22 protein-coding genes and 1 tRNA gene are annotated in these 22,553 nt (G+C 31.6%); 14 read left to right on the forward strand and 9 right to left on the reverse strand.

Annotated features, from left to right (window positions below; translation table 11 throughout):
* Nucleotides 1-25: 25 nt before the first annotated feature.
* Together folB and AC23L6_RS12050 are read left to right on the forward strand one after the other, a co-directional pair.
* On the forward strand, nucleotides 26-385 hold the full coding sequence (gene folB, locus AC23L6_RS12045) for a dihydroneopterin aldolase (protein ID WP_487562618.1): 360 nt from the start codon (nucleotides 26-28) through the stop codon (nucleotides 383-385).
* A 107-nt stretch (nucleotides 386-492) separates the two neighbouring features.
* Nucleotides 493-563 (forward strand) — tRNA-Cys (locus tag AC23L6_RS12050).
* 422 nt (nucleotides 564-985) lie between these two features.
* On the opposite strand, the gene AC23L6_RS12055 is transcribed toward AC23L6_RS12050, so the two are convergent.
* The 5 genes from AC23L6_RS12055 to rnr form a co-directional block, all read right to left on the reverse strand.
* Entirely contained in the window at nucleotides 986-1,480 is a 495-nt protein-coding gene (locus tag AC23L6_RS12055; protein WP_487562617.1) for a hypothetical protein, read from the reverse strand.
* 253 nt (nucleotides 1,481-1,733) lie between these two features.
* A complete protein-coding gene (locus tag AC23L6_RS12060; protein WP_487562616.1) occupies nucleotides 1,734-2,591 on the reverse strand; it encodes a hypothetical protein in 858 nt (285 codons plus the stop codon).
* A 120-nt stretch (nucleotides 2,592-2,711) separates the two neighbouring features.
* Nucleotides 2,712-3,386, reverse strand: coding sequence for a LysE family translocator (locus tag AC23L6_RS12065; protein WP_487562615.1), 675 nt, complete (start codon nucleotides 3,384-3,386; stop codon nucleotides 2,712-2,714).
* A gap of 41 nt (nucleotides 3,387-3,427) precedes the next feature.
* The gene (locus AC23L6_RS12070) at nucleotides 3,428-4,099 is read right to left on the reverse strand and encodes a head GIN domain-containing protein (protein WP_487562614.1); all 672 of its coding nucleotides are present in this window, start codon (nucleotides 4,097-4,099) and stop codon (nucleotides 3,428-3,430) included.
* Between the two features lie 5 nt (nucleotides 4,100-4,104).
* Entirely contained in the window at nucleotides 4,105-6,285 is a 2,181-nt protein-coding gene (gene rnr, locus AC23L6_RS12075) for a ribonuclease R (protein ID WP_487562613.1), read from the reverse strand.
* 109 nt (nucleotides 6,286-6,394) lie between these two features.
* Here rnr and AC23L6_RS12080 point away from each other — a divergent pair, with 109 nt between their 5' ends.
* The 4 genes from AC23L6_RS12080 to AC23L6_RS12095 all read left to right on the forward strand — a co-directional run bounded on the left by AC23L6_RS12080 (nucleotide 6,395) and on the right by AC23L6_RS12095 (nucleotide 10,761).
* Nucleotides 6,395-6,628, forward strand: coding sequence for a DUF2007 domain-containing protein (locus AC23L6_RS12080; RefSeq protein WP_487562612.1), 234 nt, complete (start codon nucleotides 6,395-6,397; stop codon nucleotides 6,626-6,628).
* A 655-nt stretch (nucleotides 6,629-7,283) separates the two neighbouring features.
* Nucleotides 7,284-7,715, forward strand: a complete 432-nt coding sequence (gene rpiB, locus AC23L6_RS12085) for a ribose 5-phosphate isomerase B (RefSeq protein WP_487562611.1) — start codon at nucleotides 7,284-7,286, stop codon at nucleotides 7,713-7,715.
* Nucleotides 7,716-7,717: 2 nt separating this feature from the next.
* Complete coding sequence (locus AC23L6_RS12090; RefSeq protein ID WP_487562610.1) at nucleotides 7,718-8,623, forward strand: cation diffusion facilitator family transporter; 906 nt, start codon at nucleotides 7,718-7,720, stop codon at nucleotides 8,621-8,623.
* 14 nt (nucleotides 8,624-8,637) lie between these two features.
* Nucleotides 8,638-10,761: a Tex family protein gene (locus AC23L6_RS12095; RefSeq protein ID WP_487562609.1), complete on the forward strand. Its 2,124-nt coding sequence runs from the start codon at nucleotides 8,638-8,640 to the stop codon at nucleotides 10,759-10,761.
* A gap of 71 nt (nucleotides 10,762-10,832) precedes the next feature.
* Here AC23L6_RS12095 and AC23L6_RS12100 read toward each other — a convergent pair whose 3' ends face one another.
* The 3 genes from AC23L6_RS12100 to tatA (AC23L6_RS12110) all read right to left on the reverse strand — a co-directional run bounded on the left by AC23L6_RS12100 (nucleotide 10,833) and on the right by tatA (AC23L6_RS12110) (nucleotide 11,976).
* Nucleotides 10,833-11,438, reverse strand: a complete 606-nt coding sequence (locus AC23L6_RS12100) for a porin family protein (RefSeq protein WP_487562608.1) — start codon at nucleotides 11,436-11,438, stop codon at nucleotides 10,833-10,835.
* A gap of 141 nt (nucleotides 11,439-11,579) precedes the next feature.
* Nucleotides 11,580-11,774, reverse strand: coding sequence for a twin-arginine translocase TatA/TatE family subunit (gene tatA, locus AC23L6_RS12105; RefSeq protein ID WP_487562607.1), 195 nt, complete (start codon nucleotides 11,772-11,774; stop codon nucleotides 11,580-11,582).
* A 10-nt stretch (nucleotides 11,775-11,784) separates the two neighbouring features.
* Nucleotides 11,785-11,976 (reverse strand): twin-arginine translocase TatA/TatE family subunit, encoded by a 192-nt coding sequence (tatA, locus tag AC23L6_RS12110; protein WP_487562606.1) that lies wholly within the window; start codon nucleotides 11,974-11,976, stop codon nucleotides 11,785-11,787.
* A 76-nt stretch (nucleotides 11,977-12,052) separates the two neighbouring features.
* On the opposite strand from tatA (AC23L6_RS12110), the gene AC23L6_RS12115 reads away from it, so the two are divergent.
* From AC23L6_RS12115 to rfbD, 8 genes are read left to right on the forward strand one after another with little or no spacing between them, the layout of a single operon-like run.
* Nucleotides 12,053-12,940 (forward strand): murein hydrolase activator EnvC family protein, encoded by an 888-nt coding sequence (locus AC23L6_RS12115; protein ID WP_487562605.1) that lies wholly within the window; start codon nucleotides 12,053-12,055, stop codon nucleotides 12,938-12,940.
* A gap of 4 nt (nucleotides 12,941-12,944) precedes the next feature.
* The gene (locus tag AC23L6_RS12120) at nucleotides 12,945-14,432 is read left to right on the forward strand and encodes a GH3 family acyl-acid amido synthetase (RefSeq protein ID WP_487562705.1); all 1,488 of its coding nucleotides are present in this window, start codon (nucleotides 12,945-12,947) and stop codon (nucleotides 14,430-14,432) included.
* Nucleotides 14,433-14,438: 6 nt separating this feature from the next.
* Complete coding sequence (locus AC23L6_RS12125) at nucleotides 14,439-15,320, forward strand: carboxypeptidase-like regulatory domain-containing protein (protein ID WP_487562604.1); 882 nt, start codon at nucleotides 14,439-14,441, stop codon at nucleotides 15,318-15,320.
* A 42-nt stretch (nucleotides 15,321-15,362) separates the two neighbouring features.
* Nucleotides 15,363-17,054 carry a DUF6909 family protein gene (locus AC23L6_RS12130; RefSeq protein WP_487562603.1) on the forward strand — a complete coding sequence of 564 codons (1,692 nt, stop codon included), beginning with the start codon at nucleotides 15,363-15,365 and terminating at the stop codon, nucleotides 17,052-17,054.
* 10 nt (nucleotides 17,055-17,064) lie between these two features.
* A complete protein-coding gene (locus AC23L6_RS12135; protein WP_487562602.1) occupies nucleotides 17,065-18,051 on the forward strand; it encodes a hypothetical protein in 987 nt (328 codons plus the stop codon).
* Between the two features lie 14 nt (nucleotides 18,052-18,065).
* On the forward strand, nucleotides 18,066-18,923 hold the full coding sequence (rfbA, locus tag AC23L6_RS12140; RefSeq protein ID WP_487562601.1) for a glucose-1-phosphate thymidylyltransferase RfbA: 858 nt from the start codon (nucleotides 18,066-18,068) through the stop codon (nucleotides 18,921-18,923).
* A gap of 4 nt (nucleotides 18,924-18,927) precedes the next feature.
* Nucleotides 18,928-19,479 (forward strand): dTDP-4-dehydrorhamnose 3,5-epimerase, encoded by a 552-nt coding sequence (rfbC, locus tag AC23L6_RS12145; RefSeq protein WP_487562600.1) that lies wholly within the window; start codon nucleotides 18,928-18,930, stop codon nucleotides 19,477-19,479.
* Nucleotides 19,473-20,306, forward strand: coding sequence for a dTDP-4-dehydrorhamnose reductase (rfbD, locus tag AC23L6_RS12150; protein ID WP_487562599.1), 834 nt, complete (start codon nucleotides 19,473-19,475; stop codon nucleotides 20,304-20,306). The genes rfbC and rfbD overlap by 7 nt, the downstream gene beginning before the upstream one ends.
* 39 nt (nucleotides 20,307-20,345) lie before the next feature.
* On the opposite strand, the gene AC23L6_RS12155 is transcribed toward rfbD, so the two are convergent.
* A partial coding sequence (locus AC23L6_RS12155; RefSeq protein ID WP_487562598.1) for a putative Ig domain-containing protein occupies nucleotides 20,346-22,553 on the reverse strand: 2,208 nt, incomplete at its 5' end.

The following is a 22,553-nucleotide window of genomic DNA, read 5'->3' on the forward strand; positions in this document are numbered from 1 at the left end:
AACTTTAAACTTTGAACAAAAAATTATGGGAATTATAAAACTAAACAATATTCGTACTTTTTCGTATCATGGTTGTTTGCTCGAAGAAGGAAAAATAGGTTCTGATTATTCTGTTTCTATCGAAGTAAAAACAGACTTACGAAAATCGAGTATTTCAGATGATTTGAAAGATACGGTAGATTATGTACTTTTAAATAAAATAGTGGTAGAGGAAATGGCGATTCGTTCGCATTTATTAGAACATGTGGCTCACAGAATTATCACCCGAGTTTTTAAAGAAGTTCCCTCTATTTCCAGAATAATTTTGGCGGTTTCTAAACTCAATCCTCCTATTGGTGGTGATGTTGAGGCGGTTACCATTGAATTGGAAGAATACAGAAATTAGGTACGAAATGCGAGGTTAGAGGTACGAAATGAAGAAACTAAAAGTTTTTAAACTTTAATCTTTTAAACTTTAAACTTTTTATTTACATTTGCCGACCGTTCAATGATGGCGTCGTGGCCGAGCGGCTAGGCTGGGCTCTGCAAAAGCTCCTACTCCGGTTCGAATCCGGACGATGCCTCTAAAATTAACCTCTCTTTTTGAGAGGTTTTTTTATGTTTGTCATTCTGACGAAGGAAGAATCTAAAAAATTAGATAAAGATAATGTTCGAATCCGTACGATACCTCAAAAAGAGATACATTTCTGTATCTCTTTTTTTTTATTTCTTTTTTAGAAAAAATGAATTAAAGTTATAGTTCGGATCCAGACGATGCCTCAAAACCTTCAAAGACACGAACAAAGTGAACTGGCGAAGCAAACTTGAAAGTTTTTATGGTTAATTTGTGTTTGATAATGTTTTAACGTTTTGCCGCTACACGAGGTTTGGGATTAAAGATGCGAGGTTTTTCGGTTAAACACAAATTTTCCAAGTACAAAACCATCTTTAAATTCAACCTAATGCCCAAATCTCGTGTAACGGCTGTTAGCCGTTGTTTTTTATTTCACAGATAATTTAAAGTCAATATTGCTTGTATTTCACTCAAGTGTCCATAATTTGATATACCTAAATACTTAAAATTCTCTTCGACGAAACCTTTTAATTCATAGTAATTTTTATGGTACGTTTGAGATATTACAGCAACATTTTTATTATTGCTCAACAGATGTAAATATTCAAAATTTTCAAACTTCCCTTTCACAATTCTCTTTTCAAATCCATCTATTTCTTTGAAACTTTTGATATTATGTTTTTTAAAAAAATCAATTGTTTCTAATTTATTATTTGAAAATTGAATTGAAAGCAATCTAGTTTTGAATTGATACAATATAATTAGCCAAAAAATCAATGTTCCAAAGAATCCATATAATATTTGTTCTGTATGTTTTTCAAAATCATTCTTAAATAATCCATCAAGTAATCCGATTAAGAAAAACACACAGGAAAAAACCATTAGAAATGGTAATAAGTAAATTCTAAAATTAAATTCTGATTTCATATCTATTTCTGTTTTTTTAGTAAAATAACGGCTAACTTGTATATATGTGTGATAAAATCACACCTATCAACCTAAATCTAGGCAAATTAGTCTGATAAAAGTCAACATGTTTCTTATTCCAAATATAATTCATTAACACTACTATTTAAAAAAATTTAAGTATAAAATGTTTAGAACTTACTAATCCATCCTCTCTAAAACTTCTTTAATTAGTTTTTAATAAGGAAACTTGAAGGTTTTATGATTGACTTTTTTAGTCTTTAATTTCGGTCTTTGTAAACTTAGTCACTAGTGCTACTCCTAACCAGTATAGTAATAAGAACGGAAATCCAGGTATAAAAAATAAATGTAAAATTTCAAATCCTTTTGGAATATTATATTGAGTTACAAATATGACAGTTGCTGAAACAATTCCCATCACGCTAAAAAGTATATTAAGTATTGGATTCCAAATTTTGATTTGTTTCAATTTGTATAACTGTAGCGAAAGCCAAATGATTAATAGGTATTGTAAATAGCGTCCAATGACTACAATTGTAATCACAGTTGCATCGTCATAATTCTTACTAAAATCTTCAACTCGTTTACCTTGATTTATCCAATCTCTTAATCCTTCAGGATATAAAAAATGATGGGTAAACTCCCAAATAATCTCAACAAAAGCAAGTGTAGCAAGCACCGCTATAATCCATTTTGTTGAATCCTTTATTTTTAATGATTTTCCTTTGAGAAGAAAATAGAAAAAAGTTCCAAATAGTATCGCTCCAAAAAAGAGCAAACTATACCGTAGATGTTCTCTTTCAGGGTGTTCAAGCATTTTGATACTTAGATCGGGTGGAGAAGCTAAACCAACTATTCCAAAAATTGGGCATAAAAGTAAAAAAAGGAATACACCCGCAACTACTATTGTATTGTATGATTGATGGAAATATTTAAGTAGTACTAAATCAATTGAAGCTAAAACTATTGAAACTCCTGCCCAAATTAATACATAGGTCCAAAAACTGTTGGCTTCTGTATAGGGCGAATATTTACCTATGGAAATCCCTAAGATAAATGGAAGTATAATTAAAAAAAAAGTGGTCAGCGTTATTAAAATTTTCTTTGCCATGGTGTAGTACTTTTAAATTTTAAATGTCTAACTTATTCGAGATGCCGTTCAAAATCAGATTATAATTTATTTCAAATATAATCAATTAAAAACTAATTAGTTATAAATTTTTAGAACGTACTAATCAATCTTCTCTAACACTTCTTTAGCTAGTTTTTGATCGGAAGGGAACCAACCTTGAAACATCAATACACATCCAAAAATGATGAGTAAAATACTGGTGATTTTCTTCATTTTGAGGATATTGTTAGGAGTCATTTTGTGTTTTAATTGTTTGGCGAGTACTATTTTTCCAATGTCTATGAGTAAATAAGTACCAATTACTGAGGAGAAAAAAACAATCATTCTAGAAGTTTCAAGCTGTAATTTTGGTCCTATCGAAATGATAACAGCTAACCAAAAACCCAATACTCCAACATTAATAAAATTCAAGAAAAAACCTTTCATAAAAAGACTTCCGTAGTTTTTCTTGATAATTTCTTTGTCTATTAATTCGAATTTTACTTTTTGCTGTTTTTTTAATTTTGACAATGAAATGATTCCGTAAACTAGCATTACTATTCCACCAAAAATAAAAAGTGCAGGCTTGTCTTTTATACTTTGAATCAATCGATAACTTCCTAAATAGGCAACAGCAATAAAGAAAACATCTGCAAAAACTACTCCTAAATCAAAAACAAAAGCAGCTTTAAATCCTTTTATCGCACTGGTTTCTATCAAAACAAAAAATACAGGACCAATCATGAAACTTAAAAAAATTCCTAAAGGTATTCCTGAAAAAATATCTTGAATCATGGGCTGATTTTGTGAATTGTTTCAAAAATAAGGAATTATTTTTACTTTTCTGTAATTGTTCCTCCAGCAATTATTTTTTGATTAATCTGTTTTGGTTTGCCAAAAATTTGAATTATTCCTCCAGCTCGAACTTTAGCATCAACAAATTCTTTAGCAAAAATATCGGCTTCGCCACCAGCATTTGCTGTAATAATAGTCTGTTCAGTGTTTAATTTTCTAGCTTCTAAAATTGCTCCTGAATTGATTATCACTTCTTGATTTTTAGCTTTTCCTTCCAGATAAACCTTAGCACCGTTTGACGCTTTTACCGAAACTCGGGCAACATCTAAAAGCAATTTTATTTCAGAACCTTCTTTGGCAATGATATCAAAATTAGTGACATCGAATGTAGCTTCACTTGCAATTCTGGAACCTTCATTGGCCTCAACAGCATCAATATTTTTATAATAAACTGTTGCGGAAATGTCGTCTCCTTTAAGCAGTTTTGCTAGAGGCATTCTGATTTTTAATTCACCATTTTTAGTGACTAATTCTACTTCTTGAGCTCCTTCTCCATTGAGAATAATTTTATTTTCATTGGCTGGAACCAACAAAACATCGATTTGATCAAATGAAGTTACCTTATTAAAATCACCTAGATTTTTGGTTACACTATCTTGAGAAAAAATAAACTGACTCAAGAATACTGCTACGACTACTACAAATTTTTGCATGTTTTTTATTCGTTTTTTCTAATAAAATTAAAATCCAATTGTTTCTTAACTAAATCGGCATTTTTAACTTTAACGTAAACTTCGTCACCTAATTGTAATATGTTTTTAGAAATTTCGCCCACTAGTGCATATTGTTTGTCATCAAAGGTGTAATAATCGTCACGTATTTCACGAATTCTACACATTCCTTCACATTTATTTTCGACGATTTCAACATAAATTCCCCATTCGGTTACACCAGAAATAACGCCTAAAAACTCTTGATCTTTATGGTCTTGCATGAATTTGATTTGCATGTATTTCACGCTGTCTCGTTCTGCATTGGTTGCTAAACCTTCCATGTTAGACGAATGAACACATTTTTCTTCATACAATTCAGCATCAACCGATTTTCCTCCGTCGATGTAATGTTGCAATAATCGGTGTGCCATTACATCAGGATAACGACGAATAGGTGAAGTAAAATGTGAATAATAATCAAAAGCTAATCCGTAATGGCCGATATTTTCAGTAGAATATTTGGCTTTACTCATACTTCGAATGGTTAATGTATCTATTAAATTTTGCTCTTTTTTCCCAACAACATCTTGCAATAAGGTGTTTAAAGATTTTGAAATTTCACCTTTTGATTTTAAATTGATGCTGTATCCAAACTTAGAAATCACCGTTTGAAGATTGAATAATTTATCCTCATTAGGCTCATCATGAATTCTATAAATGAAAGTTTTCTTTTGTTTCCCAATGAATTCAGCCACTTTTTTATTGGCTAGAAGCATGAATTCTTCAATTAAATGATTGGCATCTTTCGAAATTTTGAAATAAACACCTTCAGGTTCGCCTTCTTCATTCAAATTAAATTTTACTTCAACTTTATCAAAAGAAATGGCACCATCACTCATTCTGTGTCTTCTGAGAATTTTAGCCAATTCATCTAGTTTTAAAGTAGCGTTGACAATTTCATCGGATACTTGATAGGTTTTTCCTGTAATTGAAATTTCAGCTGGAATGGTATTCCCTTTAGTTTCTATAATATTTTGTGTTTCTTCATAAGAAAAACGTTGATTAGAATGAATCACCGTTCTTCCAAACCATTGATTGATTAATTGTGCTTTTTCGTTCAATTCAAAAACAGCCGAAAAGGTATATTTTTCTTCATTTGGTCGTAAAGAACAGGCAAAATTTGACAATACTTCCGGTAGCATTGGTACTACTCTATCGACTAAATAAACAGAAGTGGCTCTTTTATATGCCTCGTCATCCAGAATGGTTCCTTCTTGCAAATAATAGGAAACATCGGCAATATGAACGCCAATTTCGTAATTTCCGTTGTCTAATTTTTTGAAAGACAAGGCATCATCAAAATCTTTAGCATCTTTTGGGTCAATAGTAAAAGTGAGTGTATCGCGCATATCACGACGATTTTTGATTTCGCTTTCTTGAATGCTTGTATCTAATTTTTGAGCAAAAACTTCAACTTCAACTGGAAAATCATAAGGTAATCCGTACTCGGCCAAAATGGCGTGAATTTCAGTATTGTGTTCTCCTTGTTTTCCTAAAACTTGTTGTACAGAACCAAATGGTGAATCTGCTTTTTTAGGCCAATCTTCAATTTTTACTACAACAACATCACCATTTTCAGCTCCGTTGTATTTGTCTTTTGGTATAAAAATATCAGTGTACATTTTAGGATTAGCAGTCGATACAAAAGCAAAATTCTTTTGAATATCTATAACTCCTACGAATTCTGTTTTATTTCTTTCTATGATTTCAATGACTTCACCTTCAGGTCTTCGCCCTTTTCTTCTATTATAAATATAGACTTTTACTTTGTCTTTGTCAAAAGCATGATTTAAATTATTGGTAGGAATAAAAACATCTTCTTCCAGTTCAGGGCAAATAAAAAAAGCGGTACGACGACTGGTCATATCAATTGTACCTTCATAATAATCTTGACTGATTGCTTTTACTAAATATTTTCCAGGTTCTGATTCAATGATTACTTTTTGAGCTGCTAGAATTTTTAAATCTTTTATAATTTCATTTCTACTTTTAGTATCATCCAGCTCTAAAATAGCAGCTATTTGTTTGTAATTGTAAGGTTTGTTGGCATTTTGAGAAAGTATTTTTAAAATCTTTTCAGAGAATGTTTTTCCTTTTTTTCCAAACTTTTTTGTTCTATTACTCATAATTCTTTTCTTAAAAGTTGAAAATTACGAAATAAGAAAATAGAAAACAGAAAATGGAGTATAGATTTATTGAAAATATAACTTTTGTATCTTTACAAAAAGTACTTCTATGACTGAATTTATTACTGTAGCCACCTTCAATTTTGCTCACGAAATCATAGTTTTAAAATCGATTTTAGAGAATGAAGGTATTCCGTATTTGTTTCAAAACGAAAATTTAATTTCAATAGATCCTTTAGCCAGTTTCGCTTACGGTGGCATTCAACTTAAAGTACACCCTAAAGATTTTGAAAAAGTAAAAGATATTTTAAGTAACCTAAATACTAATCTTGAAATTGTTTAAAAACCTCTAAAATTTAAAATCGGTACTCTTCAATCAAAAATCTAAATAGTTTTCAACATCTATTAAAAACAACAAAAAGAAAAAATTGAAATTAAATTAATTTATGGTGATTATTATAGCGTGTTAATAGTTACAATAACTTTGTTTTAAAAATGGTGTTTTTTAAATTATCTTTTTTTATAAAGAATTATTAACAGCTTTTTCAGAATATAAATCGTTCATTTTAAACTCATTTCAAAAAACAATAAACAACTGTTAACAATTTAAAAAAAGGTGTTTTTGTAAATAAGTTTAACAACTCAATTTTGTTAATAAACACTCATTTTTTGAAGATAAAAAATCTAAAAGTTAATCCAACTAAATTAGTTTTTTTCATCTTGGTTTTGGATTACAATTTTATCTGATACAAACAAGAAATAGTTCTAAAAATCGTTATTGATTTATTAACATTTTATGTTAATTTAAAGTTAACTGATTATCAAGCAATTAGTTTTAACTATCAACAATTGTTAAATTATACTATCTGTAATTAATTAAAATATTGATTTATAGTAGTTTGTGATTTTATCTACGATTTGTTTTATTTACTATAAAAAGTTAGACAGTAGCTATTAGTTTTGGTAAATTTGCAAAATACAATCTAAAAAACAACCAAATGAAAATAGCTATTGGAAACGACCACGCAGGACCAGATTACAAAAAAGCAATTGTATTAATGCTTGAGTCAAAAGGATACGAGGTCATAAATTATGGTACCGATTCGGAAGATTCTGTAGATTATCCTGATTTTGGTCATCCTGTTGCTGATGCTGTTTCTGAAGGAAGAGTAGATTTTGGAATTGTCATTTGCGGCAGCGGAAATGGAATTGCAATGACCGTAAACAAACATCCAAAAGTAAGAGCCGGATTGTGTTGGACGAAAGAAATTGCGTATTTAACACGTTTGCATAATGATGCTAATATTGTAAGTATTCCAGCGCGTTTTACTTCAATTCCACAAGCTGTAGAAATAGTAGAAACGTTTCTAAATACCGCTTTTGAAGGTGGTAGACACCAAAATCGTGTGAATAAAATTGCTTGTCAGTAAAAATGTCACATGAGCACTACCACCATCATCACGAAGTAAACGACAAAAATCTTTCCGTTTCTATTTTTTTGAATATCGGAATTACTTTGGCTCAAATTATCGGTGGATTTATTTCAGGAAGCTTGTCTTTGCTATCAGACGCGTTGCATAATTTTAGCGATGTAATTTCATTAGTTCTTAGCCTATTTGCGCATCGTTTGTCTAAGAGAAAAGCAAATGAAATACGAACTTTTGGTTACAAACGAGCTGAAATTATTGCAGCTTTTATCAATTCGGCTACTTTAATTTTTGTAGCTTTTTTTCTGATTTATGAAGCAATAATTCGTTTTAGTCATCCCGTACAAATTAGTTCTGAATTAGTAATTTGGTTATCAATTTTAGGAATTGCATTCAATGGATTTTCAGTTCTAATTCTCAAAAAAGATGCTGATCACAATTTGAATATGAAATCGGCCTATATGCATCTTTTTACAGATATGATGGCTTCGGTAGCTGTTTTGGTTGGTGGAATTTTAATGAACTATCTTCAATGGTTTTGGGTGGATAGTGTGATTACTTTTGCTATTGCCATTTATCTCATCGTGATGGGTTTTGGCATTTTGAAATCGACCACAAAAATATTAATGCTTTTCACACCTGAAAATCTCGATATTAATGTAATCGCAAATGCTATTCACCAAGTTACAGGGATTCATCAATTGTATCACATTCATTTATGGCATTTAAATGATCATGAACTTCACTTTGAAGCTCATTTGGATTGCAAAGAAGATATTACAGTTTCTCAATTTAATACATTGGTTACTCAAATTGAAGAAGTTTTGCATCACGATTTTCATATTAATCACTGCACTATTCAACCAGAATTTGATAAAAATGATGTTAAAGACTTCATTGTTCAGGATTAACGTTAAATTATACTATGACCAACATACAATACATTTCCAAAACGGTTCAAACAGCAACAATAAATATTCAAAATACGGTTCAATTATTACAAGAAGATTGCACCATTCCTTTTATTTCTCGTTACCGAAAAGATCAAACAGGAAATTTAGACGAAGTTGTAATCGAAACTATCGCTAAACTTTCTAAACAATATGATGAAATTGTAAAGCGAAAAGAAAGTATTTTAAAATCGATTGAAGAGCAAAACGCACTTTCTACTGAATTGAAATCGAAAATTGAAAATAGCTTCGACCTCCGAGAATTAGAAGATTTTTATTTGCCTTTCAAGAAGAAGAAAAAAACCAAAGCCGATGTCGCTCGTGAAAATGGATTAGAACCTTTGGCTAAAATTATTATGGCACAAAATAATGATGATATCGATTTTATTTCTTCTCGTTATTTGAATGAAAAAATACGCAATGAAGATGAAGCTTTGCAAGGCGCACGTGACATTATTGCCGAATGGATTAATGAAAATAGTTATGTTAGGAAACAATTGCGTAGACTTTATCATCGGAAAGCTTCGATTGTCACTAAAGTGGTAAAAACAAAAAAAGACGACCAAGATGCCCAAAAATTCAATCAGTATTTTGATTGGTCTGAGAATTTAACCAAAGCACCTTCACACCGATTGTTAGCGATGCTTCGCGCTGAAAATGAAGGTTTCGTAAAAATAAAAATTGAAGTCGAGTCAGAAGAAGCTCTTGAAATAATAGAAGAATTAATTATAAAAAAGAATAACGATACAACCCGACATTTACAATTGGCGATTGAAGATAGTTATAAAAGATTATTGAATCCAGCGATTTCTAATGAAGTGTTACAAGAAGCTAAAGCCAAAGCTGATGCGAATTCCATTCAGGTTTTCGCTACCAATTTAGGACAATTGTTACTAGCTCCGCCCTTAGGAGAGAAACGAATTTTAGCCATTGACCCAGGATTTAGAAGTGGTTGTAAGGTGGTTTGCTTAGATGAAAAAGGAGATTTGTTGTACAATGAAACCATTTATCCGCATGCACCTCAAAAAGAAGAAACAATGGCGATGAAAAAAATTCGTTCGATGGTCAATTCCTATAAAATTGATGCGATTTCTATAGGAAACGGAACTGCTTCGAGAGAAACAGAATTTTTTATCAAGAAAATAGTATTCGACAGACCAGTTCAAGTTTTTGTAGTTTCAGAGGCAGGAGCATCGGTTTATTCTGCATCGAAAATTGCTAGAGAGGAATTTCCGAATTTTGATGTTACTGTTCGGGGTTCGGTTTCCATTGGAAGACGATTGAGTGACCCATTAGCCGAATTGGTAAAAATTGACCCAAAAGCGATAGGAGTAGGGCAGTACCAACACGATGTCGATCAAACCAAGTTGAAAGAAGAATTGGATTCAACGGTAATTCGATGTGTGAATTCTGTTGGAGTAAACATCAATACAGCAAGTAAACATTTGTTGAGTTATGTGAGTGGAATAGGAGAGAAGTTGGCCGAAAATATTGTAAATTATCGCTCGCAAAATGGTCCTTTTGAAGACAGAAAACAACTCAAAAAAGTGCCGCGTCTAGGAGATAAAGCTTATCAACAAGGAGTAGCTTTTATCCGAATTCCGAATGCTAAAAACCCGTTGGATAATTCAGCAGTGCATCCTGAATCCTACGAAATTGTGGAGAAAATGGCGAAAGATTTAAAACTTTCTGTAAACGATTTGATTGCCAATCCTTCAAAAACAGCATTGATACCACTCGAAAAATATGTCACAGCCAATATCGGTTTATTGGGTTTAAAAGACATTATTAAAGAATTAGAAAAACCAGGACTTGATCCTAGAAAATCAGCGAAAATATTTGAATTTGATGCCAACGTAAAATCAATAAAAGACTTAAGAACAGGAATGATTCTTCCGGGAATTGTGAACAATATTACCAATTTTGGCTGCTTTGTCGATATTGGAATCAAAGAAAGTGGACTGGTCCATATTTCGCAACTCAAAGCAGGTTTTGTAAGTGATGTAAATGAAGTAGTAAAACTCCATCAACATGTTCAGGTAAAAGTAGTTGAGGTTGATGAGGAAAGAAAAAGAATTCAGTTGACCATGGTAATTTAGCAATAAAGTTCATAAAAAAACCAGCTTCAAGTTGTTGTTGAAGCTGGTTTTTGATTGTAAATTAAAATTTTTTACAGTTGAATTACTCCACCAAGGTTAAAGCTATAACCAGCATTAACAATTCGAGCTTCTGAGGATTTATTAATGTTAGTCAAACCATTAAAAAATTGTGTGTCAATTAAAATACCAAATTTTTTATTGATTTCTATTTTGTATCCTATACCATAGGTAAAACCCAATTGAAAGGATTCAATATCGCTAGTTGGAATTTTGCTTTCTTTTCCATTTATAACAATATTCGCATTTGTTAAAAAAGAAGGACTTAAACCAAAATTCAAATTCCATTTTCTAGTACTACCAAAATGCCAGTTGGCATTAATTGGGATACTTAAATAATTTAATTTATCTTCATAAATATCTCCAGCATCTCGAACTCTTCCACCCATTTTGTCGGCAATTAATCCTGAACGTAAACTCCACCTATTGTTAAAATAATAATCAACGGTAGCTCCAAATTCTACACCAGAGTTGTATTTCGTAGCATCATCTTCATTATTTTCATAAAAACTAGAGGTTCCAATTTTTGGGGTAATTTCAATTGTTCCTTTTTCTTTAATTTGTGCATTGGCAAATCCAAAAGAAATTAAAGCTGTTAAAACCAATAACGTTTTGTTCATGTTGTTGTATGTTAAAGTTAAAAGGCTAAAGTAAAAATTAATGTGTAATATGGTAATAAAATTGTAATTATTTGGTAAATAAAAAATTCCAAACTCTATTGTGAAAAACAGAATTTGGAATTTTTTGCAAAGAAAAAAAGATTATTTTTTGTCTTCTTCTTTTTTATCAGCGGGTTGGTCGTCTTTCGCAGCGTTTTTAAATTCTTTTACACCACTTCCTAAACCTTTCATTAGTTCTGGAATTTTTTTACCTCCGAAAAGTAATAAAATAATAGCCAAAACAAGTATGATTTGCATTGGACCTACTTCTCCTAAAAATATTGTTAATGCGGTCATTAGATTAGTTTTAAATTTTTTCTTCTTTTTTGTCAGTAGGTTGATCGTCTTTCGCAGCGTTTTTAAATTCTTTTACACCACTACCGAGACCTTTCATCAATTCAGGGATTTTTTTACCTCCAAAAAGCAATAGTATTACTGCTAAAACAAGTATAATTTCTGTTGGACCAAATTCTCCGAGAAAAAGTACTAATGATATCATATTTTAGTATTTAATAAGGCAAAGATAACAACAAAAAAGGATATCAATCATAAAACAACCATAAATTTATATATTTGTGAAACAAATCAAAACCATGTCTGAGAAGCGTCTTAAAAGACAATTATTAAAGAAAAAACTCTTTACAAAAAACCGATTGGTTATTTTGAATGAAGATACTTTCGAGGAAATGTTTTCTTTAAAACTAACCTTAATGAATGTTTTTGTAGTTGCAACTATTGGAGCAATTTTAATTATAACTTTCACAACGTATATTATTGCTTTTACACCTCTACGCGAATTTATTCCCGGATATGCTTCGAGTAAACTCAAAAAAGACGCAACAGAATTGGCTATAAAATCAGATTCATTGGCTTATGCCTTAGAAAAAAATGAAGCTTATATTGCCTCTATTAAAAAAGTGTTGACTGGAGATTTAGAGTATGCAAAATTCAACAAAGACTCCATATTAGTTTCAAAAACAGAATTTCCAAAAGAAGCTGATTTGCAGCCAACAGAAGCCGATTTACAATTGAGAGCTCAGGTGGAAAGAGAGGATAAGTATAATCTTTTTGAAAAAGCACAATCTAGAGAAAGTATTGTTCTTTTTCCACCAGTCAAAGGGTTAGTATTAGAAAAATTTAGTCCTAAAAAAAAGCACTTTGCTGTTGATATAGCCACAACAAATAACACACCAATAAAAGCCATTCTTAACGGAACTATTGTATTTGCCGATTGGACTCCGTCTTCTGGCAATGTAATTGTTTTAAGACATAATAACGGATTTATTTCGGTATATAAAAATGTAGCGTCATTAACGACTTCTCAGGGCGATGTTGTAAAAACTGGAGAAGCTATAGCCTTAGCAGGGGCAACTGGACTGGAATCCGATGGCATTCATTTGCATTTTGAATTATGGAAAGATGGTTATCCTATAGACCCTACACAATTTATAGAGTTTGAATAAAATGATATCAATAAAAGCAATTGCCGCCAAAATATTTGCCAAGAGCGTATACCGAAGCACTATGAATTGGGCCAGAGAGCCTGTTGAATCTCAGCAAAAAGTTTTTATGGATTTAATTCATCAAGCCAAAGAAACACAATTTGGTATTGATCATAATTTTGAAAATATAAAAACGTTTCAGGATTTTGCCAGAGAGGTTCCAGTTCGCGATTATGAAGAGTTAAAATCGTACATCGACAGAGTTGTCAATGGAGAACCCAACATACTCTGGAAAGGAAAGCCATTGTATTTTGCAAAAACATCAGGTACGACCTCGGGAGCAAAATACATTCCATTAACAAAAGAATCGATGCCCTATCATATCGAAGCGGCGAGAAATGCCATTTTGCATTATATTCACGAAACAGGAAATGCAGATTTTGTTGATGGAAAAATGATTTTTTTACAAGGAAGCCCAAAACTAGAGGAAAAGAAGGGAATTCAATTTGGTCGATTATCAGGAATTGTCGCTCATTTTGTTCCAAAATATTTACAAAAAAACAGAATGCCAAGCTGGGAGACCAACTGTATTGAAGATTGGGAAACAAAAGTCAACACCATTGTTGAAGAAACATTTCATAAAAACATGACGGTGATTTCCGGAATTCCATCTTGGGTTCAAATGTATTTTGAAAAGTTGTATCAAAAAGGGGGTAAGCCTGTTGGGGAAATTTTTAAGAATTTTAATTTATTCATTTACGGCGGTGTCAATTATGAACCTTATCGAGCAAAATTTGAGAACTTAATTGGCAGAAAAGTTGATAGCATAGAGTTATTTCCTGCATCGGAAGGTTTTTTTGCATATCAGGATTCACAAAAGGAAAAAGGAATGTTACTTCTTTTAAATGCTGGGATTTTTTATGAATTTATCAAAACAGATGAATTTTCATCATCAAACCCGAGAAGATATACCATTGGAGAAGTAGAAATAGGAGTCAATTATGTCCTAATAATTTCAACTAATGCTGGGCTATGGGCATACAATATAGGCGACACAGTTCAGTTTACTTCTTTAGAACCGTATCGAGTTATAGTATCAGGTCGTGTTAAGCATTACATATCCGCCTTTGGAGAACATGTAATAAGCAAAGAAGTTGAAAGTGCCATGCAGCAAGCCGTTGATGGTACTTTAGTTAGAATTAATGAATTTACAGTTGCACCACAAATTACTCCTAATAATGGATTACCTTACCACGAATGGTTTATTGAATTTGAGAAAGAGCCTGATGATTTAGAGGATTTTGCATTAAAAATTGATAGGGCAATGCGCAAACAGAATATTTATTATGATGATTTAATTGCTGGAAAAGTGTTGCGAGAATTAGTGGTAACAAAAGTTAGGAAAAATGGTTTTCAAGATTATATGAAATCCATTGGCAAATTGGGAGGACAAAATAAAATTCAACGATTGAGTAACGATAGAAGTGTGGCAGAAGTGTTAGAGAAACTGTAAACAAAAATGAAACAAAAAATATTTTTTACAGTGTTATTTTTAACATCTGTTTCTGCTTTTTCTCAAATAAAAGGAGTTGTAAAAGACAGCATTACTGGAAAAGCAATCTCGTACGTAAGTATTTGGGTAGAAAATGAAAATAACAGAACCACCTCAGAAGAAGACGGGACATTCTCAGTAAATGTCTCACAAAAAAGCAAGAATTTAATTTTTTCAGCTTTAGGTTATACCAAGAAAATAGTTAAAATTTCAAATAGTTCAGAGGTTTATTTACAACAAATTCCGTATCAACTAGAAGAAATTGTAATTTTAAAAAGAAAAGAAACCAGACAAATTGAAATAGGTAAAACCGACAATGAAATTTTAGAAGCTTTTGATAACGGTCCAAGGATTGATACTAAATTTTTCCCTTATTTACCTCAATACAAGAAAACTAAATTCATAAAACAGGTAACCATTTTTACAGACAGTAAAATAGATAATGCGAGTATTAAAATTCATTTTTACGGTGTTGATTCAAATGGATTTCCAGGTGAAGAACTTTTAGGTAGAGATTTTATCGTTTCTGTAAATAAAGGAGTGAATAAAACCGCTTTTAATGTTACAAAATACAATTTGAGAATGCCAAATAATGGAATTTTTGTTGGGTTTGAAAAGTTAATTATTGAAAATAATAAAGTAGAGAAAATTGTTAAAAACGTAAATTCAAATTCGACACAAACACAAAAAATTTATTATCCATTTGTGCTCTATAATTATGTAGAAAGAGAGTATTTGTATACTTTTTCAGGTGGAAAATGGAACAGAAAGACGATGGAAAATGATTTGGATTCAAAACAGACCACTAAGATATATGAACCAGCAATTAATTTGATTCTTACCAACTAAAAATAAAAACCTTACATTTGCAGGTTATAAATTATAAAATTAATGAAAGAAATTAAAAACATAGTACGATCAAGAGCACAAGAATCATCAAGTGCAGTAGAAAAATTATACATCACAATGCGCCATTTGTTCAATAGAGGATTCTATAAACCAATGGGGGTTTCGGGAGAAACATTAAGAGAAGCATTATTATCCCTAAGGCCTGAAATATATGGCTCAATTGCAGAAGAAAAAGTAGAATTGAATGGTCTTTTGTATGTAATTGAGCGTCTTCCAATAGGAATCGAAGAATGTAAATTTATTAATTTGACTTCTGATGAAGGGTATTCAAAATCTCATTTTAAACCAATTATTCCGCCAAAAAGAAAACGAAATTGTTATCGCATCGATGACGAACAAATGAATATTGAAATTACGAGAGGACGATCAGATATTTATGATATTTTGACACACTTGACTTTTATTTTCATAGAGTCTCATAAAATAAAAGACAGAATACTTATTGATGAAAGTGGTGAGGTTACTCGTGATTGGCAAAAATTAGAGCAGGCTGTTTTACAAGAAAAAAAACTTGTTCAAGTTGAAAAAGAAAAAACAATTTCTCATGTTGCTAATATTCTAGGAAGAACATTTTCGGAAGTATTAGATATTTATGATGCCTTTGGTACAACAGACAAACCAGATCGATTTCTACATGTTATATATTGGTTAGGAAAATTGGCGTTAGAGGAAGTTGTTGACAATACTAAGCGAACTATTACTTTTAGTCCTATATTAAGAGAGCGCTTAGGACATCATATTCACGGAGAAATTTGGGCAACAAATATTAAACAAGTTTTGAAAGCAAACCAGCTTTTAGACCGCCCCATCCATATTATTAGCGCTAATATGCATAGTGTGATGAACTCTATTTTTGCGACTCATATTTTAAAAACTAAATTCAAAGACCAATCGGATTTCTTTATATATGAAGAGTTGAGTAAGAGCGGAGCTCATGATTTGCGAAATAAAGTTGAAGATTTTGCGAAGCAATATGGGATGATTTCTTTACCAGATTTTTCAGGAACTAATATTGATGTACAAATTTTTGATACAGCAAAAATAGATTTTAAAAAATCAGCTTTTCCAACTGCAAAATTAGCAGATGCTAAACCAGTTATTATAGTAATGGATTACGCTTTTGGCGAGCAAGCTTATGAAACTATAGATGAATTATTAAAGCCATTTCAAGAAACAAAAGATAAAAAAGTGTTTTTGAATGTGGAATCTGTTTCCATTATGGGTAAAGCTGGAATTCTGCAAGGAGGAAAAGGTGATATAATGATTCCATCGGCGCACATCAATGAAGGAACAGGGGACAATTATACTTTCCAAAACGAGTTGACCAAGGAAATGTTAGAAGGAAATGACATAGATGTATATGCAGGACCTATGGTTACAGTACTTGGAACTTCTCTTCAGAATAAAGATTTATTAAAATTTTTCCATGAATCAACCTGGGGAGTAATAGGACTAGAGATGGAAGGCGCCTATTATCAAAAAGCAGTTCAATCTGCCTCTAAAATCAGGAAAAGTATTAATCCAGATGTAAAGGTAAGATATGCTTATTATGCATCAGATAATCCTTTAGAGACAGGTAGCACGTTGGCCTCAGGAGGTTTAGGAACAACAGGAGTAAAACCAACCTATTTAATTACAATAAAGATTTTAGAACAAATATTTAATATAAAATAAGACAACAGAAATGAGCGAGAAAAATCAAAAAAATCAAGCAGAACAAGAGATAGATGTATCTATAATTTTTCAAAAAATAAGTGGCGTTTTCCAAAAGATTAATGCATCTATTTTTAGAAGTATACAGTTTGTAATTAAGCATATTTTGATAATTGGAATTTTGTTATTATTTGGTGTTGGTATAGGATTTTATTTAGATAAGAATATAAAGGTTTATGATAACCAAATAATAGTTTCGCCTAATTTTGAGAGTACAGATTATTTATATTCAAAAATTGATTTAATAGAATCAAAAATTAAAGAAAAAGACACAATATTTTTAAAATCAATAGGAGTTCAAGAGCCAGATAAACTTTCAAGAATTCAAATAAAACCTATAGTAGATATTTATAAATTTATAAGTAATGGAAGTGAAAAAAATTTTGAATTACTAAAATTAATGGCTGAAAATGGAGATATAACTAAAATAGTCGAGGAAAAAACAACTAGTAAAAACTATAATTACCACTTAATTTCTTTTAGTACAAAAAAATTAACTAGTAATAAAAAGACTATTGAACCTATATTGAAATTTTTAAATAACAATAATTTTTATGGTAAGGTTCAACAAGAGAATATAAATAATATAAAAGTAAAAATGAAAGCGAATGAGGTTATTATTGCACAGATAGACGGATTTTTAAATAGTTTTTCAAATACTACAAACGGAAACACTAAAAGCGATAAATTAGTTTATTACAATGAGAATACTCAATTGAACGATGTAATTGAGACAAAAAACAAATTAATTACCGAGCAAGGGAATTTACGTGTGGATTTAGTGAGCTTAGATAAAATAATTAAAGATAGTAGTAGTACAATTAATATTGAAAATACTAAATCCGTCAATGGTAAATTAAAAATTGTCTTACCAATTCTTTTCATTTTCATTTTCATTTTCATTCATTTTTTCATAAATTTTTACAAAAAACAAATGGAAAAAACATTCAGTAAGTAAATAACCAGAAAGCCATGAAAGGAATAATATTAGCTGGTGGATCAGGAACAAGACTTCATCCATTAACGTTAGCAGTTAGTAAACAACTAATGCCGATTTATGATAAACCAATGATTTATTATCCGTTATCAACTTTGATGATATCAGGTATAAGAGAGATATTAATTATTTCAACTCCTCATGATTTACCCTTATTTAAGCAGTTATTAGGTAATGGAGAAAAATTAGGATGTCGATTTGAATATGCAGTTCAAGAAAATCCTAATGGATTAGCAGAGGCATTTATCATTGGAAAAGAATTTATAGGAAATGATAAGGTAGCTTTAGTTCTTGGAGATAATATATTTTACGGAACAGGTTTATCCGATTTATTACTAGCTAATAATGATCCAGACGGAGGAATTATATATGCTTATCATGTTCTTGATCCTGAGCGATATGGAGTTGTAGATTTTGATGCAGAGGGTAAGGTACTTTCTATAGAAGAAAAGCCTAAAAATCCAAAATCCAACTATGCCGTCCCAGGAATTTATTTTTATGACAATGATGTTGTTGATATTGCAGCAAACATACAACCAAGCCATAGAGGAGAATTAGAAATTACAGATGTTAATAAAGAATATCTTAAAAGAGGGAAGTTAAAAGTAAGTATCCTTGATAGAGGGACTGCTTGGTTAGATACAGGAACATTTAATTCGTTAATGCAGGCGGGTCAATTTGTTCAGGTTATAGAAGAACGTCAAGGATTAAAAATAGGATCTATAGAGGAAGCTGCATATAGAATGGGGTTTATTAATGCCGAACAATTAAAAACATTAGCTAAACCTTTATTAAAAAGTGGTTATGGAAGCCATTTGTTAAGTATTATTTAGAAACATGAATTTTATCGCTACAAAGCTTGAAGGCTGTTACATAATTGAACCTAAAGTAATTAAAGACGATAGAGGTTATTTTATGGAAAGTTTCAATGAAAATACCTTTCAAAAGAGTATTGGTCAGAAAATACATTTTGTTCAAGATAACCAGTCTTTTTCTTCAAAAGGCGTTCTAAGAGGATTACATTATCAAGTAGGCGAACACAGTCAAGCCAAACTAGTAAGAGTTTTATCTGGAGAAGTTCTTGATGTTGCAGTTGACATTAGACCTAATTCAAAAACATTTGGTGAACATGTATCAGTAATATTATCAGCAGATAATCAAACTCAATTTTTTGTACCTAGAGGTTTTGCGCATGGGTTTTTAGTATTAAGCGAAACAGCTACTTTTTTTTACAAATGCGATAATTTTTATAATAAAGAATCTGAAGGGGGTATAATTTATAATGACAAAACAATCAATATAGATTGGGATTTTCCTGAAAATGAGCTGATTATTTCCGAAAAAGATAAAGTACAACCTGAATTAAAACTAGCCAGAGGAGCATGGTAGTAATAATAGTAGGAGCAGGAGGACAATTAGGACAATCGTTTCAGTTCATAGCAAATGATTATCCAGAAATAGAATTTCATTTTTTTTCTCGTTCGAGTTTAGATATCACTAATAAATTAAATCTTGAGGATGTTTTCAAAGTTTTGAAGCCAGATTTTTGCGTAAACGCCTCGGCATACACAGCTGTAGATAAATCGGAAAGTGAACCAGAGCAAGCACATTTAATTAATGTAGAAGGGGTTAAAAACATAGCAGAAACATGCTTAAACTTTAAAACAACACTTATTCATATTTCAACAGATTTTGTGTTTGATGGTAACAAGAACAGTCCTTACACAGAAGAGGATGAAACAAACCCTCAGGGAGTTTATGGTAAAACAAAAAGAGAAGGGGAGTTGGAAATAATTCGAATTCTAAAAAAATACTTTATCATTAGAACTTCATGGTTGTATTCCCAATTTGGTAATAATTTTATGAAAACAATGCTCAAATTAGCTCAAGATAGGGATTCTTTAGGCGTTGTAAATGATCAAATTGGCTCACCGACTCACGCTGTAGATTTGGCAAATGTAATTGTAAAAGTCATTTTGAGTTCTAGTACTAATTATGGAATATATCATTACAGTAATGAGGGTAAAGCCAGTTGGTATGATTTTGCAAAAGAAATATTTGAAGTAAATAACATTAAAATTAATTTAAAACCAATTTCTACAGCAGAATTTCCTACTCCAGCAAAGCGACCAAAATACAGTGTTTTAGACAAAACAAAAATTAAAAAAGAGTTCAATATTTTAATTGAAGAATGGCAAGATTCTTTAAAAAAATAACTAAAAAGCCACTTTCAAAAAGTGGCTTTTTAGTTATTTTTATTTCTTAATTATTTTTTTAGTTTCAATTTCATTGTTGGAATGTAATTTTAAAATGTATATACCAGTAGGTAAATTATGAAATACTATTTTAGAATTATATACAATTCCCTTTTGAATCAATTTACTTTCTGGGCTATATAATTCGTAGGAAATTAGTTTACTTGTCTCGGAAAGATATATGACATCATTAAATGGATTTGGATACACCTTAATTTTTGTAAATTGGTTTTCAATAACAGTTAATGTGTTTTCTATTTCAATTATCATATCAAATGAAGTTGACCCACCAGAATTAGTTGCTGTTATGGTATAACTAGAACTACCTGAAATCACTGAAGGCGTTCCCGAAATTACACCCGAAGCAGTATCAAAATTTAACCCATCAGGAAGATCAGGAGAAATAGAATAACTCACTACTGCCCCACCAGAAATCAATGGACTCAAAGTAGCAATTGCAACATTTTTAGTCCAAACATTAGGCGAGTTATAAGAAAGAGCACTTGGCGCTACATCATTCACTGTAATTGAAATAGCAAACGAAGTAGATCCACCTGAATTCGTTGTTGTTACGGTATAACTAGAACTACCTGAAATCAGCGAAGGCGTTCCTGAAATTACACCCGAAGCAGTATCAAAATTCAAGCCATCAGGCAGATTAGGAGAAATAGAATAACTCACTACAGCACCACCAGAAATCAAAGGACTCAAAGTAGCAATTGCAACATTTTTAGTCCAAACATTAGGCGAGTTATAAGAAAGCGAATTAGGAGCAACATCATTTACTGTAATTGAAATAGCAAACGAAGTTGATCCACCGGAATTAGTTGCTGTTACGGTATAACTAGAACTACCTGAAATCACCGAAGGCGTTCCCGAAATTACACCCGAAGCAGTATCAAAATTTAATCCCGCAGGTAGACTAGGAGCAACAGTATAACTGACCACTGCACCCCCAGAAACCGAAGGAATTAAAGGGGTAACCGTACTATTTTTAGTTAACACATTAGGCGAGTTATAGGAAAGCGCATTAGGAGCAACATCATTTACTGTAATTGAAATAGCAAACGAAGTCGACCCACCCGAATTAGTTGCCGTTACGGTATAAGTAGAACTACTTGAAATCACCGAAGGCGTTCCACTAATCACACCCGTAGCAGTATCAAAATTCAAACCATCAGGTAGACTAGGAGAAATAGAATAACTCACTACAGTACCACCAGAAATCAAAGGACTCAAAGGAGCAATTGCAACATTTTTAGTCCAAACATTAGGCGAGTTATAAGAAAGTGAATTAGGAGCAACATCATTTACAGTGATTGAAATAGTAAACGAAGTCGATCCACCCGAATTCGTTGCTGTTACGGTATAAGTATCAGTACCATTAATACTAGTTGGTGTTCCAGAAATCACACCCGTAGCAGTATCAAAATTCAAGCCATCAGGTAGACTAGGAGAAATAGAATAACTCACTACTGCCCCCCCAGAAACAACAGGACTCAAAGGAGTCATTGCACTATTTTTAGTTAACACATTAGGCGAGTTATAGGAAAGCATACTTGGCACAACATCATTCACAGTAATTGAGATAGTAAACGAAGTCGACCCACCCGAATTGGTCGCTGTAACAGTATAAGAAGCAGTACCACTAATAGTATTAGGGGTTCCTGAAATTACACCTGAAGCGGTGTCAAAATTCAGTCCTATTGGTAAAGAGGGAGAGATATTGTAGCTATCAACATCTCCCAATATAATTGGTACTAAACTTGAAATAGTATTTCCTTTAGTAAATACATTAGGTGAAGCATAACTTAAGGTATTTGGGGCAATATCATTCACGGTGATAAGCAAATCAAAAGAAATAGTACCTCCCGAATTAGAAGCAACAATTTTATATAAAGTTTCAGATGAAATTTCCAAAGGAGTACCTGAGATCACACCAGATAATGGATTCAAGGTTAATCCTAGAGGTAGATCAGGAGATATAGAATAGTTAATTACTTCACCACCCAATACCAATGGAATCATGTTAGTGATTGTGGTTCCTCTGGTGTAAATATTAGGCGAGTTATAGGATAGTGCACTTGGAGCAACATCATTTACTGTTATTGAGATAATAAACGAAGTTGATCCACCTGAATTCGTTGCTGTTACGGTATAACTAGAACTACCTGAAATCACCGAAGGCGTTCCCGAAATTACACCCGA

It is taken from the genome of Flavobacterium sp. R1_16 (assembly GCF_057652095.1).

Coding starts and splice junctions, on each gene's coding strand:
- folB (WP_487562618.1), top strand. CDS start 26: ATGGGAATTATAAAACTAAACAATATTCGTACTTTTTCGTATCATGGT.
- AC23L6_RS12055 (WP_487562617.1), bottom strand. CDS start 1,480: ATGAAATCAGAATTTAATTTTAGAATTTACTTATTACCATTTCTAATG.
- AC23L6_RS12060 (WP_487562616.1), bottom strand. CDS start 2,591: ATGGCAAAGAAAATTTTAATAACGCTGACCACTTTTTTTTTAATTATA.
- AC23L6_RS12065 (WP_487562615.1), bottom strand. CDS start 3,386: ATGATTCAAGATATTTTTTCAGGAATACCTTTAGGAATTTTTTTAAGT.
- AC23L6_RS12070 (WP_487562614.1), bottom strand. CDS start 4,099: ATGCAAAAATTTGTAGTAGTCGTAGCAGTATTCTTGAGTCAGTTTATT.
- rnr (WP_487562613.1), bottom strand. CDS start 6,285: ATGAGTAATAGAACAAAAAAGTTTGGAAAAAAAGGAAAAACATTCTCT.
- AC23L6_RS12080 (WP_487562612.1), top strand. CDS start 6,395: ATGACTGAATTTATTACTGTAGCCACCTTCAATTTTGCTCACGAAATC.
- rpiB (WP_487562611.1), top strand. CDS start 7,284: ATGAAAATAGCTATTGGAAACGACCACGCAGGACCAGATTACAAAAAA.
- AC23L6_RS12090 (WP_487562610.1), top strand. CDS start 7,718: ATGTCACATGAGCACTACCACCATCATCACGAAGTAAACGACAAAAAT.
- AC23L6_RS12095 (WP_487562609.1), top strand. CDS start 8,638: ATGACCAACATACAATACATTTCCAAAACGGTTCAAACAGCAACAATA.
- AC23L6_RS12100 (WP_487562608.1), bottom strand. CDS start 11,438: ATGAACAAAACGTTATTGGTTTTAACAGCTTTAATTTCTTTTGGATTT.
- tatA (WP_487562607.1), bottom strand. CDS start 11,774: ATGACCGCATTAACAATATTTTTAGGAGAAGTAGGTCCAATGCAAATC.
- tatA (WP_487562606.1), bottom strand. CDS start 11,976: ATGATATCATTAGTACTTTTTCTCGGAGAATTTGGTCCAACAGAAATT.
- AC23L6_RS12125 (WP_487562604.1), top strand. CDS start 14,439: ATGAAACAAAAAATATTTTTTACAGTGTTATTTTTAACATCTGTTTCT.
- AC23L6_RS12130 (WP_487562603.1), top strand. CDS start 15,363: ATGAAAGAAATTAAAAACATAGTACGATCAAGAGCACAAGAATCATCA.
- AC23L6_RS12135 (WP_487562602.1), top strand. CDS start 17,065: ATGAGCGAGAAAAATCAAAAAAATCAAGCAGAACAAGAGATAGATGTA.
- rfbA (WP_487562601.1), top strand. CDS start 18,066: ATGAAAGGAATAATATTAGCTGGTGGATCAGGAACAAGACTTCATCCA.
- rfbC (WP_487562600.1), top strand. CDS start 18,928: ATGAATTTTATCGCTACAAAGCTTGAAGGCTGTTACATAATTGAACCT.
- rfbD (WP_487562599.1), top strand. CDS start 19,473: ATGGTAGTAATAATAGTAGGAGCAGGAGGACAATTAGGACAATCGTTT.